The organism is Clostridium sp. Ade.TY, assembly GCF_000498355.1.
GTDB lineage: Bacteria > Bacillota > Clostridia > Clostridiales > Clostridiaceae > Clostridium.
Window position 1 is genome coordinate 51,240 of sequence record NZ_AVSV01000032.1, and the last position, 15,888, is coordinate 67,127.

Below are 15,888 nucleotides of genomic sequence, written 5' to 3' on the forward strand. Positions count from 1 at the left end.
TTACTTTTCCTTTATAACTATTACAAGTAATAAATAAAATTTATTCTGTGTATAAACTTATGTCTGCTGCTGATGCAAATCCATTAACACCATTTACTACTTCTAATTTTACATATTTTGCTTTTGTTTGTTTAAAGTCTGCAAATTTAACTTCTCTATTTGATTGCCATGACCCTGATTTAACCTTTGTATAGTTTTCTCCATCTAAGCTTGTGTATATATTGTACTCTAATATATTTCCATTATAGTTTCCTGATTGTCTTGGCATATATGATAATTTTGTTATATCATATGCTTTATTAAGTTCTATTGTTATAAATGGTGTTTTATCACTTCTATCCCATTTTGTATGCCAAATAGTATTTTCATTGCCATCTATAGCCATATTAGCTGATTGGTCTGAATTATTTTGCTCACTTGAAAAAGCTTTTACTTTCATATTTTTATGTAATATTAATCCTTTTGGTGCTTCTTTATCTGTAAATTTAACTGTTGCTATACCACCACTTAATGTATCTCCAGTTGCTTTTTTACGAATTAATAATGTTACATTTTTACTTAAATCTCCTAAGTTAGTTCCATCATATTGAGTCCAAGTTTCTCCTTCATCTTTTGAGAACTCCATAGTTTTATCTAAACCAAATATTAAATTTTCATCATCATTAATTGATATATTTATATTTGATCCTTTTTTTATTTGAATTATGTTTGGAGTTTCTGTTCCTTTTACTCTTACTAATATACCATTTTCAGAAGTTAAACTACTTATCTCTTCTTTAGTTAACTTTTGTGAATCTTCATTAGCTAACTTATAAGTTTTTCCTCCATCAATACTATATTCATCAATGCCTTTCTTTAATCCAACAAGTTTTCCTGCATTATCACCATCAAAGTTAAATGTTGCTAAATATAATCCCTTTTGTTCCATTTCACTTAAGAGTTTATTTGCATATGGTTTTTCTCTGTAATCTGAAGCTTGTCTAAGTGCAGGTTCATATTCATTTACATAAGCTTGTACTTCTTTTCTATCACCATTTAACACTTTTTCTCTAATTTTAATAAGTAAGTTTTCCATAACTTGAGGATACTTTTTAAAGTTATTTATTATTTGTTTATTTAATTCTCTGTATTGTTCTAATGTTGTATTTTCATCTTTTAACATATTATTTATTTTATCTTCAAAAGCCATATAGTTTATTGGTTCAATTCTTATTGCTTCATTTAATAAGCTTTCTGCTTTTTCTTTAGAATTAGCATTTTTTGCTATCATTCTAAGTTGTTCTGATTTTATATATGAATCTTGATTTGCACTTAAATTTAACTCTTCATTTATTAACATATATGGAATTGCAGTATAATATCCACCTGATTTTTCCCATCCAAATACGTCATATCCTAATTGCCAATTATTTTTTGAATTTAAATGAAGAAATGCACAGTGTCCTGGTTGTCCTATAGGATATGCAGGTACCCCAAATACTTGACATGCAGCTGTACTAAATTTTGATATAGCACCACAAACTCCACCATATTCAACTACCTTTGAAATATTTGGATTTTCATCATAAAATCCTGAACCAAATACACTTTTACCATCTGGATTTTTCATTGTATATTGTAGTGTTGAACATATATTTGCTATTTTATCTTGGCTTAATAAATCTGGATTATGAACATGCTCATGTTGCCATTTAAATTTAGCATCTTCTTTTCCTACAGTTAAGTCTTTTACATATTGTCTAAGCCATATTATATCTTCATCTGTTATTTTTGCATTAACTACATTTCTTAAATCCTTTATACTTAAATCTTTAAAGCAAGGGAATAGTAATCCTTCTTTATTTGCATCTTTAAAGCTATTGTATCTTGAAATTGGATCTAATGGTTTATCTGTAAGCCATGTATTTACTGGACTTGCAAATTCTAATGCTGTTGCTATAGCAATCTTTAAGTTCATTCCATCTTTTGATTCATTATCTGAATTCCAAATTTTTGACCAAACTTCTAATGCACTTATTTCTTTTTCTTTATTTACCTTTGAATTATTATCATAGTGGTAAGCTCCCATTGAACCTTGAGTTGTTGTTGATGGTAGACCACCAGTTAAATAATATTCCATAGCTTCATTATTATTTAAAAGCCAATTAATAAAGTTCTTATGTGCTGCATCAATGTTTTTAAATCCATTTAAACTATCTATTCCTATTCTTGATATAAATTCTTTTTTGTTTACGTTTTTACTTAAATCTTCGTTGCTTAATACATTATTTATATCTGTTTTATTTATTTCTTCATTTATAGATGCATCTAACTTCTTTTCCTCATCTACCTTTAAAGTTACTTTTACTTGTCCACTAAACTTTCCTTGTAATAAATTTTGTGAGAACTTGTACGCTTCACTACTTTTATCTAAAGTTGTATTCCAATTTATAGTATTAGTATCTTCTTTATAAACACCTTTATTTGATATATGTGATATTATAATACTTTTATCACTTAATCCTTTAACTTTATTTTCAACTGAAAAATTATTATTAGAACCAGTTATATCTTCTAAAGCTACTGTTTGATTTTCTAATTTTATTGTCTTTAAATCTTTTAAATTATTTAGTACACTTATATCTTTAATGTTATTGTTATTTCCAATAATTGATTGTAATTTTGTTAATCCACTAATTGCACTTATATCTTTAACTTTTGCATTATTAAAACTTAAAAAATCTAAATTAGTTAATCCATTTACAGAATTTAAATCTTCTATATTTGTGTTATCAAAATCAAGCCAGTTTAAATTACTTAAATCTTTTAATTCACTTAAACTTGATACTTTATTATTTGCAATATTTAGCCACTTTAAATTTTTCAATCCTTTAAGCGGTGATAAGTCTGAAATATTATTACCATTTAAATCTATTTTATTTACATTAGTACAATATTGAAGCCCATCTATATCAGTTATATTTTTATAATATAACTCCAAACTTCCTTCTAATTTTGAAAGCTGTGATTTTGTTATAGGAGCATCTAAATCTTCTTCTCCTAATTTTTTATTTAATTCATGTTTTAAATTTATATCTTTTATTTTCACTTCATCTTTTATTTTTAATTTTCCATTACTATTAAAGCTATAATACACCCCATCTATTGGAATCCAATTATCAGTTGCCATAGCTCCAACAGGAGTTCCTGACCATTTTGCTTTTTGATTAGCTTCCCAGAAATAGTATCTGCCATCACCAATATTTTGCCATCCTGTTCTTAATCTACCGTCTTCTCCGAAATAAAATTTAGCATGTCCTATTGTTTGCAACCCTGTCTTTTTATTTCCTTCATTGTCAATGTAATATGTATAGTCTCCTATTTTATTCCAACCAGGTTTGTATATAATTTCTTTTTCATCTACAGTTTTCTTATCAACCTCACTTTTATTAATTGGATTTTCAGTGCTTGTATTATCTTTTTGCTTTGTAGTACTTTCCTTTGATTCATTATCCTTTAAATCAGTGCTAGATGTAGTTTTACTTTCACTTGTATCTTCAGCCACCGTTTTAGGATTTGATTTGTTACCTAATTCATCTGCAAATGCACTTGTTGCCGGCATAACTAAATTAACAGTCATTGCACTAGCTATAATGATTGCTTGAATCTTTTTATTTTTCATATTTTTTCCCCCTATAAAGCACAAAATCTACATTTAAGATATTGAAATCCTAAATGTAGATTTAATGTAATTGATTTCTATTAAATAATACAATCCTATCCAATTTGAGTAAATAATATATAATCTTTTTTAACTATTTATTAAACAATTATTCAATTTTTATCATTATATATGCAAAATGTTCAATTTTATAGTTATTAATTAACTTTTTATTTAACTGCTGCCTTTTTAACTTCTTCAGCAACTTTTATTTGTACATCTCTATCAAATGCTCTTGGCATAATATACTCTTCACATAACTCTTCATCTTTAACTGAATCTGCAATTGCATAAGCTGCTGCAAGTTTCATCTCTTCTGTTATCTTCTTTGCTCCTGCATCTAAAGCTCCCCTAAACATTCCTGGAAAAGCTAATACATTATTAATTTGGTTATTAAAGTCTGAACGTCCTGTTCCAACAATTCTTGCTCCACCTTTTATTGCATCTTCTGGAAATATTTCAGGAACTGGATTTGCCATTGCAAATACTATAGCATCTTTATTCATTGTTTCAACCATTTCAGTTGTTAATACATTTGGTGCTGAAACTCCTATAAATACATCTGCTCCTTTTATTACATCTTTAAGATGTCCTTTTTCGTTATATTTATTTGTAACTTCTGAAAGCTCTCTATGGATTTCACTTTCATGCTCCATATCTCTATGAATAACTCCATTAATATTAACCATAACAATATTTCCTGCTCCCCATGATAAAAGAAGTTTTGTTATAGCACAACCTGCTGCCCCTGCACCATTTACAATAATCTTTATATCTTTTTTATCTTTCTTAATAACTTTAAGTGCATTTATAAGAGCTGATAATACAACTATTGCTGTACCGTGCTGATCATCATGAAATACTGGAATATCAAGTTTTTCTTGAAGTCTTTTTTCTATTTCAAAACATCTTGGACCTGATATATCTTCTAAATTTATTCCTCCAAATGTTGGTGATATTCTAACTATTGTATCAACTATTTCATCAACATCTTTAGTATTTAAAACTATTGGAATTGCATCAACATCTGCAAATTCTTTAAATAATACACTTTTCCCTTCCATTACAGGAAGTGCTGCCTCTGGTCCAATATCCCCAAGACCTAAAACTGCTGTTCCATCAGAAACTACAGCTACTGTGTTCCACTTTCTTGTGTATGTATTTACTAACTCTTTATTTTCATGAATTTTTCTACAAGGCTCAGCAACACCTGGTGTATATGCTAAGCTTAAATCCTCTTTACTTTCAACTTTAACCCTTGATTTAATTTCAAGCTTTCCTCTAAGCTCTCCATGAAATTTTAATGCCTCTTCATATATGTTCATTTCTCTATCCCCTTTCAATTTATAAACTATATTTTTCAAATTATATTTTAAATGATCAACAATATTTCAAAACATAACTTTGGCTATTATAAAATAATAATATCACATTGTAATTAAAGTTCTATTATTGAGATTAAATTATTAATTCAATATAATTATTTAATTTTAAGGTTCTGCTTTATATAATTGTTGATTTTATCTAGTTTAAAGTAGAACCTAAATTAAGAAAATTTCTTAACCAACATCAACTAATACAGTAAAAACAAAAATTATCCACAGACTAAATTAATTAGTCACAGCTTTTGATAACATTTACATACTTTTTGTTTATAACTTTTCATAATTAATTTTTCTAAAAGTAATTTAACTCTCATTATAATTTCTTAATCTAATTTTGTTGGAATTATATAATTTCTAAGTATAATTTTAAAAATATATATTAGTATTTCATCTCTTTTATCAATTATCAATTACCCCAACAAATAATTTATGCTATTATATTACTACTATTTAGCTAAATTATATAAAGCATTGGTGAATATTTCTGTATTTAATAAAAGATCACTTATATCCATATACTCATCTTTATTGTGTGCTATTCCTTTCTGACCTGGAAATGATGGTCCAAATGCTACTATATTAGGAAATACTTTTGCATAAGTTCCTCCTGTTGTTGTAACTGGAGTTCCATCTTCTCCTGTAACATCTTCATATGCTTTTTGTAATTCTTTAAGAAGTATATGATCTTTATCAAAACATACGGAATCCATTCTTCTATTAATTTCAATTTCATACCCATCATTTTTTATACTATTTATAATTTCAATAATATCTTCGTATTTATAAGTTATTGGATACCTAAATACTACAGATAATCCAAGTCTTTCTCCTTTTTTACTTATACTATATGGATTTATAACAAGCTTTCCTGATATTTTATCTTCACATTTTATTCCTGATTTTTCTAATGAATGATTTTCATGAAAATTATTATGGACAAACTTAAAGAAGTCCCCAAGTTCACCTTTAAAGCTTCCAATTCCATTTAATGTTTTGCATAAAGTTGTAACTGCATTTACCCCAACTTCTGGTGCATTTCCTGGAGCTTGCTTACCTTTTGCACTTACTTTTTCTATTATATCTGTTTCCCAACTTGTACTTTCACCTTTTAAAAACTCATGCCTTTTAATATTTATTCCAGCAAAGTCTGGAACCATATTATTTCTAAAATCACCTATAATCTCTTCTACTTCATAATTTTTTATTTCATTACTCCATATTGTTACATCAAGTATCCCTCTTTCACCATATACAGCTGGATATTTACAATCTGGAGTAAACCCCATTACTGGTGGTTTTTCTGAATTTAAATAATAAGGTATATCTTTAAAACCTGTTTCTTCATTAGTTCCAAAAATAACTCTTATTTTCTTTGATAAATGTATATTTAAATCTTTTAATATTTTTGCACCATAAAGAACTGACATTATTGGTCCTTTATTATCTAATACTCCTCTACCATATATTTTGCCATTTAATTCTGTTACATCAAGAGGATTATAAGACCAACCTTCCCCTACTGGAACTATATCAACATGTCCAATTACACCAATATAATCATCACTACAATTTTCTCCTACACTTAATTCTGCATAGCCAATAGCATTATTTATATTTTTTGTTTCAAACCCTAATTCTTCTGCTATTTTTAAAGCTTCTCGTAATGCCATTTTAGGATTTTCACCAAATGGAGCATCTTCTCTTTCTTCCCCTTCAATACTATTTATTTTAACTAATCTTCTTATACTTTCTATAAGTTCATCTTTATAACTTAAAACTTTTTCTTTTATTTCTAAATTAACTCTCCCTTTAACCTCTTTCATAATCCAATCTCCTTTTAATATCTCTTATACTAAACAACAAAGATAAGTATTTATAATATTTTCTTATATATTATCCTTTGAATATATAGTTTTCCATATTCTAATATATACTCTCCATTTATATTTACTATATAAATTATTTATTTTACATACTAAACATAGTTAAAATTACATTTTAAAATAATTTTAACTATATTATTTAAGGTAGCTAATAATTAGCTACCTTAAAATATTATTAATCAAATGTTATTGGTGAATGTATTCTATCAAGATAAGCTTGTAACCACTCTTCTGAAGCCTTTTCATAAGTTGTTTTTCCGTCCTCTTGCTTATTACAAACATATACTGTTGGCTCTTCATCTTCTGAAACTACAGAAAATGAAAATCCTGCTATATTAGTAGCAACTCCCCATTCACCTTTATTATTAAGTGCAACTAATGAAAGATCTCCTGATTTTCCACGTTTTCTTGCTAACTTATCATTTAATTCCTGAACTGCTTTATCACAAGCTTCTTGTGGATGCATTCCTTCTTTCATTAATCTAACTATTTCATATGAAATACAACCCTTCATTAAATCTTCTCCAAGACCTGTAGCTGACGCTCCCCCAACTTCACTATCACAGTAGAAACCTGAACCTGATACTGGTGAATCTCCAACTCTTCCCTTTTTCTTCATAAAAAGTCCACTTGTTGAAGTTCCAGCTACCATTTTCCCTTCCTTATCTACAGCTATCATACCAACTGTATCATGACCGTCATATGGGCTTAAGCCTTTTTCTAGAGTTTCTTTTACTTTCTTCTTATAATGCTGTTTTGCTCTATCAGTTAACATATTTTTTCTTTCAAAACCTTCTTTGTGTGCATATTCTTCTGCACCAGCTCCAACTAAGAAACAATTAAATCTTTCTTGACTTAGTTTTCTTGCTATACTTATTGGATTGCTGTAGTCTTTCATTCCACCTACTGCTCCTATTGAAAGTGTATCTCCATCCATGTAAGCTGCATCAAGTTCTACTTCACAATGCTCATTTGGAAGTCCACCGTATCCAACTGATTTATAATAAGGAAAGTTCTCAACTGCCTTTATTGCTTTTTCTATTGCATCACCTGCAAATCCTCCATTTTTAAGATCCTCTGATGCTTCTGTAATCCCCTCAACTGCCATTCTCCATGTTGCTATCATAGCCCATTTCATAATTTTTCTCCTCCTTTTACCCCTACTACTCATTTAATCGTTTCATAGCTTCATCGCATATAATTTTTATAAATTCATCTAAATTAATCTCTCTTTTATTAGGTGTTCTAAATATAAATTTACTGTCATCAAAATATTCAAGAACTGGATTATCTGATGATATAACAGCAAAAGCTGGAATTTTAACAATACTATTAATTTTTTCTGCAATTCCAATAGCCATTTTACCAAAATCAAGATAATGTAAAGCTGGTCCACATATAACCATATCAGCTTCTAATTTTTCTACCATAGAAATAAATTTATTTTCTGCTTCAAGCTTATTCTCTAAGTAATATCTATCCCCACAATATAAAGTTGCAATTATTTTTGCTCCAATTTTTTTTAAATATGGTTCAAATAATTTACCTGGACCTATAACATCATCTCTTCCAGTTGGAGGTAAATCATCATTTTCTCTATTGCCTAACCCAGCTTGCGCATTATTCAATACTAAAACCACTCTTTTCATATTTGCTCCTTCCTTAAGCTAAGTACTATTTAAATAAAGCAATTATTATGCCAAACTTTTATAACATCTACTATTCCCCTTTTTTAGTACCTTTTTAAAAGCTATATTTTTATTTTCAATTGCTTTTAATATAAGTGTGCTTTAGAATAATACATAATAATATATTTTTTTACTTTTTTTACACACTAAAATAATCTTAAATAAATACTTTATACATGAAGAAATCAAAGAATATACATTAATCGGGGGATTGAGAATGGGAAAAATGAAACGAATTGATTTAATTTATGATACAGTAAAAAAATTAGATAAAGGAAATGGGGTTACAACTAACCAATTGTGTGAAGTTTTAAATATAGAACGCTCCAATATAAGTAAAAACCTTAATTTATTAATTAAAAATGGAGAATTGTTTAAAAACTCTAGCAGACCAGTTAAATATTATATAAAAGATACTTCTAATATTGATTTTACATATAAATCACCTCTTGATAATTTATCTTATTTATATCCATCACTTACAGAGGCAACTAAGTTAGCAAAAACAGCTATACTTTATCCACCAAATGGTATGAACTCATTAATTATAGGTGAAACAGGCTCCGGTAAATCAATGCTTGCAAAACTTATGCATGAATATGCAGTATCTTTCTTTAATAATAAAGATATTCCATTTATCCATTTTAATTGTTCTGATTATGCAAATAATGTCCAGCTTCTAAGCTCACATCTTTTTGGTGTTAAGAAAGGTACATTTACAGGTGCTAGTGAAGACAGGGCAGGACTTATTGAAAAAGCAAATGGTGGAATACTATTTTTAGATGAAATTCACAACCTTCCTAATGAAGGTCAAGAAATGCTATTTTTATTTATGGATACTGGATATTTTAGAAGATTTGGTGAAGTTTCAAAAAAAATCAAATCTGATGTTAGAATAATTTGTGCAACTAATGAAGATATAAATCAAAAATTACTTAGTACTTTCTTAAGACGTATATCTATAAAAATAAAAATACCAACTTTACGAGAAAGAAGCTTAGAAGAAAGACTTACTTTAATTGAAACCTTTTTAAAAGAAGAAAGTGCGAATTTAGATAAACCTGTTTATATTTCTTATAATGCAATGCTTTGTTTTTTATCATATGATTGTCCATATAATGTTGGACAACTTAGAAACGATGTTAAACTCGCAGTTGCAAATGCATATACTGAATACTTTATAAATAATAAAAAGCAAATTAAAATAAATAGCCCTGACTTACCAAAAGATATGCTTAAAAATATATCAAACCCTTTAGTAAAAGAGAATTCATTATTAAATAAGTTAAACTCAACAAACAGATATTTCGTATATGATAAAAATACAACTATTACTAGTTATTCTTATCAAAGGCAAAAACATTCTATGTTTTCATCTTATAAAAATTTATTAAATCAGGCTGAAATTATTGCATCAAATAAAAATTCATCAATTGAAGACTTTAATAAAATTTTATTTGATTATTTAGATTCAATACAAGATAATTGTGCTGATTATAAACATAATTTTTCATACTCAACATTTGATGAAATAAATTCTGAACTGTGTAATTTTAATAAATCAATTGAAAAACTATTTAAATATAAAATGTATGAATCATTATTCAATATTCATATAGATTTAATTTATGATAGAATGACATTTATAACTTTAGATACTATATCACTTCAAAATAAACTAAAATCTTTATTTCAAAGTGAATATAATCTAGCCTCAGAATATTTAGATATAATTGAAAACAACCTAAACTTATATTTATCTAATTCTGAATTTATTTTAATAATACTTATCTGTATTTATATTATGAACTAACAAAAGTCTACATCTTAATGATGTAGACTTTTATTTATAATTATCTATTTTTTATAATATTTAATAACTCTTTATCTAATCTTTTACAAAATTCTGCTATTGTTTTAACCGTTTGAACATAGTCTTTTCTGTGTATTACTAATCTGTGTGAATGCATATATCTAGTAGGAATAGATAATGTCATACTAATTATTCCATCCAATGATTTATGTATATTACCAGCATCTGTACCACCAGCAATCATACAATCATAATTTATATCTAAACCACATTCTCTACATATTTCTTCAATTTTATTTATAAGAATTTTATTTCCAATAGTAGATGCATCTAAAATACTTAATACAGCTCCACATCCAAGAGGTAATCCATCTTTATCCATAGGTGTATCTTTTGCTGTTGTAACATCTAATGCAAAAGCTATATCAGGTTTTATTTTGTGTGTTGCTGTTCTAGCTCCTCTTATTCCAACTTCTTCTTGAACAGTACCAACAGAATATATATTTGCTTCATGATCTACACCATTAAGTTCCTTAAGCACATCTATAGCAACAGCTACCCCTATTCTATCATCCCAAGCTTTTCCTAATAAATAATTTTCATTATTCATAACTTCAAACTTAGTATCTGGTGTAATCATATCACCAATTTTAACTCCAAGTTCAATAACCTCTTCTCTATTTTCTACTCCTAAATCTAAAAATAAATCCATAGGTTTTATTACTTTTTCCTTTTCAACAGCTGGCATTCCATGAGGAGCACGACTTCCAACGACTCCTTTTATTTTTTTACCATCCTTAGTTGTTATTCTCATAGTTTGTGATGGTAAAACATGTCCCCACCAACCACCAACAGGTAATAATTTAATATATCCTTGTTCATCTATAGCTCTAACAACGAATCCGACTTCATCCATATGTCCAGCTATCATAATTTTCGGTCCATCAATTTTTCCTTTTTTTAATCCTATAATTGATCCCAAATTATCATAAGAAACTTCATCAGCATATATATCAAAATATTTTTTTACAACTCTACTAACTTCTTTTTCAGCTCCTGAAATACCATCTGCTTCACTTAATTCCTTAAGCATTTTAATATCTACATCCCCATACGCAGCTTTATTAACCATAACTCTTCCTCCTAAGAAATTTAAATATCTTATCTATTTTCAGCTTTAAACATGTCTACTTTTTCTGAATTTAATGATTTTATAATTTCTAATACGGCACTCTTAGCTGCTAGATAATCATTTGAATCTATTATAGAACTATTTGTTTTCATATTTCTAGCACATATACATGCTTTCAATGTAGGACACCCTTCTAATAACTTATGTATCCATCCACCATCACCATCATCCATTGAGTAATAATGTTGATATTTTATACTATTTTCTTCGCAAATATCTATTAAATAATTAAGCAATAATCTATTTGGCATCATTGATTTATCATAAAAACTTGCTAAAATACCTTCTCCTAATTTTCCAGTATTCTCTTCATTACCATTTACATCATTTGAATATAAGCAATCCAATACTATTGCTAAATCTGGTTTTATTAGATTTGTTGATGTTATACATCCCCTTAAGCCTACTTCATTTTGCACAGTACAACCAACATATAAATCCACATCAAGTTCTACATCTTTTAGTGATTCTAATATTTCAATTCCAAGAATACATCCATATCTATCATCCCATGACTTTGAAGCTAATCTTTTGCCATTTAAAAGAGACTCAAATTTACCATCTACTACAATTGAATCTCCAATTCTTATTCCATTTTCAAATACTTCTTCTTTTGATTCAGCTCCTATATCTACTAATAATTTATCAAACTTTATATCCATTTTCTTTTCATCATTACTTAATGCTAATTGAGACTTTGAAACTATAACCCCAACTATTTCTTTTTCCTTTGAATTTAATATCCTAACTCTTTGACCTATAAGAGACTTTGAAAAAATATTTCCTATTGGTAATATTTTTATTAATCCATTTTCTTTTATTTCATGAACTATAAACCCAACTTCATCCATATGTGCACATATCATAATTTTTCTTGCATTTTCTTTTTTACTCTTCTTAAGTGCAAATACTGAACCTAAATTATCAAATACTATATCATCTGTATATTTTTTATAATGATTTTGTAAAGCAATAGAAATATTTTTTTCATATCCTGAAACACCTATTATTTGTGTTATTTCTTTCATTAAATTTAATGTGTTATCATTTAATACCATAAAATTCCCTCTCTTCTTATGAAACATATTTTTAGAAAAGGCAGCCTAATGTTTTAGGCTACCTTATTTTTAATAACAAACTTTTTTCTTGAATTCACTTAAATCTGCTGAATTATCAACTTTTTTCTTAGCTAATATACAAATATTATTTAAAGCTTCACTTAAACCTGTTCCACCTTTTTTAGGCATAATTACTATATCAACTATATCCTTAAATTTATTGATTGTTTCTTCATTTTCTTTTGACATAGCTGCTACAGTTGGTATTGATGATTTTTTTTCTATTTCATTTGCTAATTCTGCACACATCATTGCATATCCAGCATAATTATAAGCTGGTCCACAAACAACAACGTCTGGCTTTATTTTATTAACCATCGCAACCATTTTTGCTTTGACCATTGCTTCATTTTTTCTAAAGAATCCGTCTCCACAATAAAGGCATGCAACTATTTTACCATCAACTACTTTCATATCTTTTTCTAGCATGCTAGCTGAACCTATAGGCATAGTCTTTCCGCCTAATGCAAGGTCAGGGTTTTCTTTTCCTCCAAGGCCTGCTTGAACTTGATCAAATATCATTAAAACTTTCACTATTTAACCTCCTCAAACTCATCAACTTCTAAGTCATCAAATGATAAATCATCGAATGATAAATCATCTAGTGAATCTTCGTTTGATGCTGCTTCTTCATCTTTTAAGTATTGTTTATCTAACATTTTTATAAATGGATAGTATATTATACATCCTAATACTAATAATCCTATTTGCCATAATGATGCCATAAAGCTTCCAGTTGATAAATATCCTGAGAATCCTATTGGTGTAGTCCATGGTAATGATACACCAGTAGTATATGGTATTATCCCGGCCTTAGTAGCAAAGGTTGATAACACTAAATTCATTAAAGGAACACCTATAAATGGTACTATTAATATTGGATTTAATACTATTGGTAAACCAAATATAATTGGTTCATTTATTCCAAAAAATCCTGGAACTATTGATAATTTACCTAATTGTTTAATTCTCTTTGATTTACAGAATAATATCATAACTATAACTAGTGAAAGAGTACTTCCACCTCCACCATAGTTTGTAAAGAAATTTGAGAATGGATCTGTAAATATATTTGGTAATGGTAATCCAGCTTGGAATGCTTCTAAGTTTTCCATTGTTAATATTTTTGTAATTGGTGAAAAAACTGAGTTTGCAACAGCTGGTCCGTTAATACCAAAGAACCAGAAAGTTGTACATGCTAAACTATAAATAATTTGAGCAAATAAAGTATTTCCTACCCCTTGAAGTGGTGTTTGTAATACTTTGTATATGAAATTATGTGCTGTTTCAAATGGAGTAAATTCAAATCCTATACGTACAAAGAAGAATAATAATATAACTATTGCACTTGGAACTAATGCTGCAAATGAATCTGCAACTGCTGGTGGCACACCATTTGGCATTTTTATTGTCCACCCTTTTTTATAAACCCATGTAAATAATTTAACTGATAATAATGATATTATAAGTGCTAAGAATATACCATTAGATCCAACATATTCAAATGATATTCCACTCATTAAAGATGGACCTTCTGCACCTTCAAACGGAATTCTTGTTGGCATTAATATAAAGAAAGAAACTAAAGCAACCGCTGCTCCTTGTATTTTATCTCCCTTTAATTCTCTTGCATATGCATATCCTGTACCAACACAAGTAAGTAACGCAATTATATTAAATGTTGCTCTTGATACATTTGTAAACCATGTTGCCCAATTTGGTCCTAATATATTAGTCCAAAAATCTTCCCATCCTGGTATTGGGAAATTTGCAATAAGTAAGAATATTGATCCTACGATAAGTAATGGAGTTGTTATTAAGAATCCATCACGTATAGCTACTAATATTTTGTTACTACCTAATTTATCTGCTATAGGCATTAACACTTTTTCCATTTTTGAAAACATTCGTGCTCCCCCTCATTTACCCTTTATTTTTGTTTTTTTATTTTTTATTCTTTTTTATTAGCATTACTGCATATTTTAAAACTCTCTCACCATTCATCATTCCATAATCCTCTGAACTTATAACAGCAATTGGAGTATTTAAATCTTCAAGTTTTGTAACCGTCTCATTGTAAAGATATTTTACTTGAGGCCCTAATAATATACAATCTGGATGCTCTTCTCTAGCTATTTGCTCTATCTTTCCATGTGGAAAAGCCTTTACAACTACAGGTAACTTATGTTGGTTAGCTACATCCTGCATTTTACTTGCTAATAAACTTGTTGACATACCTTGGCTACAAAATAAATAAATTTTTTTCATAATTTCTCTCCCCTTATTACAGTTTTATTTATTTTATGAATTAATTTCTAAATCTTTTATTAGACTAATGAAATCAATTTCATTTTTAACTATATTTAATTTAAGCTTTTGAAAATTCTATAACTTTTGTCTTAGCTATATAATCATGTATCATTCTATTATCTTTACTTCTAAATAATAATATAATTGATACTCCAGTAACTATCGTTGCTATTAAAGATAATACAGAATAAACATTTATATTAGATAATAGTGCTAACATTTGTCTTATATACTCGCTACTACAAATAATTCCACCTTCAATTATTATTGCTCCTAATATTTCTCTGCTACATAAATTTTTTATGTTAACATTGCTTCCATCAATATTAGTTACCTTTATACCAACTAACCTCTTTCCTAATGTTTGTCCATTTTTCCAATAAATTGGAACTAAAACATAGTATGCTATTCCTAATAAAACAGCTAACACCCCTGAAATCAATCCCCATTTTAATGACATATACGATAATGATTTAGCTATATTAGGATCTCCACTCTCTATACTATATATTAGTAATACAGGTATACCTGCAATTACTGATGCCAAGTACCAATCCACTAAAGCTGCTATAAATCTTTTTAATTTTATTGAACTTTTTTTATCATTTTGTACTTTTCTTTTTTTACTTATCTTTTTCATAATACACCTACCTAAAAACCCCTATCATTCTATAATATGTAAGCTGAATTATATCATGTATTTTGTAGTTTTTACAACTATTTTGTAAATTTTGTAACTATTTTATTAATAATTAAATGTGAATGTACTTTTTTATTTTCTTGATATTATTTATAGCAA

Annotated in this window: 12 protein-coding genes; 1 reads left to right on the forward strand and 11 read right to left on the reverse strand. The window is 27.8% G+C overall.

Annotation, left to right across the window (positions count from 1 at the left end):
* Positions 1-40 precede the first annotated feature (40 nt).
* The 5 genes from O212_RS16300 to O212_RS0113185 all read right to left on the reverse strand — a co-directional run bounded on the left by O212_RS16300 (position 41) and on the right by O212_RS0113185 (position 8,617).
* The gene (locus tag O212_RS16300) at positions 41-3,661 is read right to left on the reverse strand and encodes a discoidin domain-containing protein (protein WP_024615564.1); all 3,621 of its coding nucleotides are present in this window, start codon (positions 3,659-3,661) and stop codon (positions 41-43) included.
* 209 nt (positions 3,662-3,870) lie between these two features.
* Positions 3,871-5,025: an NADP-dependent malic enzyme gene (locus O212_RS0113170; protein WP_029699402.1), complete on the reverse strand. Its 1,155-nt coding sequence runs from the start codon at positions 5,023-5,025 to the stop codon at positions 3,871-3,873.
* Positions 5,026-5,531: 506 nt separating this feature from the next.
* Positions 5,532-6,908: a Sapep family Mn(2+)-dependent dipeptidase gene (locus O212_RS0113175; RefSeq protein WP_024615565.1), complete on the reverse strand. Its 1,377-nt coding sequence runs from the start codon at positions 6,906-6,908 to the stop codon at positions 5,532-5,534.
* 235 nt (positions 6,909-7,143) lie between these two features.
* Positions 7,144-8,106 (reverse strand): N(4)-(beta-N-acetylglucosaminyl)-L-asparaginase, encoded by a 963-nt coding sequence (locus O212_RS0113180; RefSeq protein WP_024615566.1) that lies wholly within the window; start codon positions 8,104-8,106, stop codon positions 7,144-7,146.
* A gap of 25 nt (positions 8,107-8,131) precedes the next feature.
* Positions 8,132-8,617 (reverse strand): glycine/sarcosine/betaine reductase selenoprotein B family protein, encoded by a 486-nt coding sequence (locus O212_RS0113185; protein WP_024615567.1) that lies wholly within the window; start codon positions 8,615-8,617, stop codon positions 8,132-8,134.
* A gap of 256 nt (positions 8,618-8,873) precedes the next feature.
* Here O212_RS0113185 and O212_RS0113190 point away from each other — a divergent pair, with 256 nt between their 5' ends.
* Entirely contained in the window at positions 8,874-10,469 is a 1,596-nt protein-coding gene (locus O212_RS0113190) for a sigma-54-dependent transcriptional regulator (protein ID WP_242829577.1), read from the forward strand.
* Between the two features lie 40 nt (positions 10,470-10,509).
* Here O212_RS0113190 and O212_RS0113195 read toward each other — a convergent pair whose 3' ends face one another.
* The 6 genes from O212_RS0113195 to O212_RS0113220 all read right to left on the reverse strand — a co-directional run bounded on the left by O212_RS0113195 (position 10,510) and on the right by O212_RS0113220 (position 15,729).
* Positions 10,510-11,601 carry a M42 family metallopeptidase gene (locus O212_RS0113195; RefSeq protein ID WP_024615569.1) on the reverse strand — a complete coding sequence of 364 codons (1,092 nt, stop codon included), beginning with the start codon at positions 11,599-11,601 and terminating at the stop codon, positions 10,510-10,512.
* A gap of 29 nt (positions 11,602-11,630) precedes the next feature.
* Positions 11,631-12,719 carry a M42 family peptidase gene (locus tag O212_RS0113200; protein WP_024615570.1) on the reverse strand — a complete coding sequence of 363 codons (1,089 nt, stop codon included), beginning with the start codon at positions 12,717-12,719 and terminating at the stop codon, positions 11,631-11,633.
* 69 nt (positions 12,720-12,788) lie between these two features.
* Complete coding sequence (locus O212_RS0113205) at positions 12,789-13,313, reverse strand: GrdB-related putative oxidoreductase (RefSeq protein ID WP_024615571.1); 525 nt, start codon at positions 13,311-13,313, stop codon at positions 12,789-12,791.
* Positions 13,313-14,686 carry a PTS sugar transporter subunit IIC gene (locus O212_RS0113210; protein ID WP_024615572.1) on the reverse strand — a complete coding sequence of 458 codons (1,374 nt, stop codon included), beginning with the start codon at positions 14,684-14,686 and terminating at the stop codon, positions 13,313-13,315. Before O212_RS0113210 ends, O212_RS0113205 begins: the two co-directional genes overlap by 1 nt.
* Before the next feature lie 37 nt (positions 14,687-14,723).
* Positions 14,724-15,047 carry a PTS sugar transporter subunit IIB gene (locus tag O212_RS0113215; protein WP_024615573.1) on the reverse strand — a complete coding sequence of 108 codons (324 nt, stop codon included), beginning with the start codon at positions 15,045-15,047 and terminating at the stop codon, positions 14,724-14,726.
* A gap of 100 nt (positions 15,048-15,147) precedes the next feature.
* On the reverse strand, positions 15,148-15,729 hold the full coding sequence (locus tag O212_RS0113220; protein ID WP_024615574.1) for an RDD family protein: 582 nt from the start codon (positions 15,727-15,729) through the stop codon (positions 15,148-15,150).
* Between the last annotated feature and the right edge of the window lie 159 nt (positions 15,730-15,888).

What these genes read in the sequence shown, in the direction of transcription:
- O212_RS16300 (WP_024615564.1), bottom strand. Translation starts at nt 3,661, where the DNA reads ATGAAAAATAAAAAGATTCAAGCAATCATTATAGCTAGTGCAATGACT.
- O212_RS0113170 (WP_029699402.1), bottom strand. Translation starts at nt 5,025, where the DNA reads ATGAACATATATGAAGAGGCATTAAAATTTCATGGAGAGCTTAGAGGA.
- O212_RS0113175 (WP_024615565.1), bottom strand. Translation starts at nt 6,908, where the DNA reads ATGAAAGAGGTTAAAGGGAGAGTTAATTTAGAAATAAAAGAAAAAGTT.
- O212_RS0113180 (WP_024615566.1), bottom strand. Translation starts at nt 8,106, where the DNA reads ATGAAATGGGCTATGATAGCAACATGGAGAATGGCAGTTGAGGGGATT.
- O212_RS0113185 (WP_024615567.1), bottom strand. Translation starts at nt 8,617, where the DNA reads ATGAAAAGAGTGGTTTTAGTATTGAATAATGCGCAAGCTGGGTTAGGC.
- O212_RS0113190 (WP_242829577.1), top strand. Translation starts at nt 8,874, where the DNA reads ATGGGAAAAATGAAACGAATTGATTTAATTTATGATACAGTAAAAAAA.
- O212_RS0113195 (WP_024615569.1), bottom strand. Translation starts at nt 11,601, where the DNA reads ATGGTTAATAAAGCTGCGTATGGGGATGTAGATATTAAAATGCTTAAG.
- O212_RS0113200 (WP_024615570.1), bottom strand. Translation starts at nt 12,719, where the DNA reads ATGGTATTAAATGATAACACATTAAATTTAATGAAAGAAATAACACAA.
- O212_RS0113210 (WP_024615572.1), bottom strand. Translation starts at nt 14,686, where the DNA reads ATGTTTTCAAAAATGGAAAAAGTGTTAATGCCTATAGCAGATAAATTA.
- O212_RS0113215 (WP_024615573.1), bottom strand. Translation starts at nt 15,047, where the DNA reads ATGAAAAAAATTTATTTATTTTGTAGCCAAGGTATGTCAACAAGTTTA.
- O212_RS0113220 (WP_024615574.1), bottom strand. Translation starts at nt 15,729, where the DNA reads ATGAAAAAGATAAGTAAAAAAAGAAAAGTACAAAATGATAAAAAAAGT.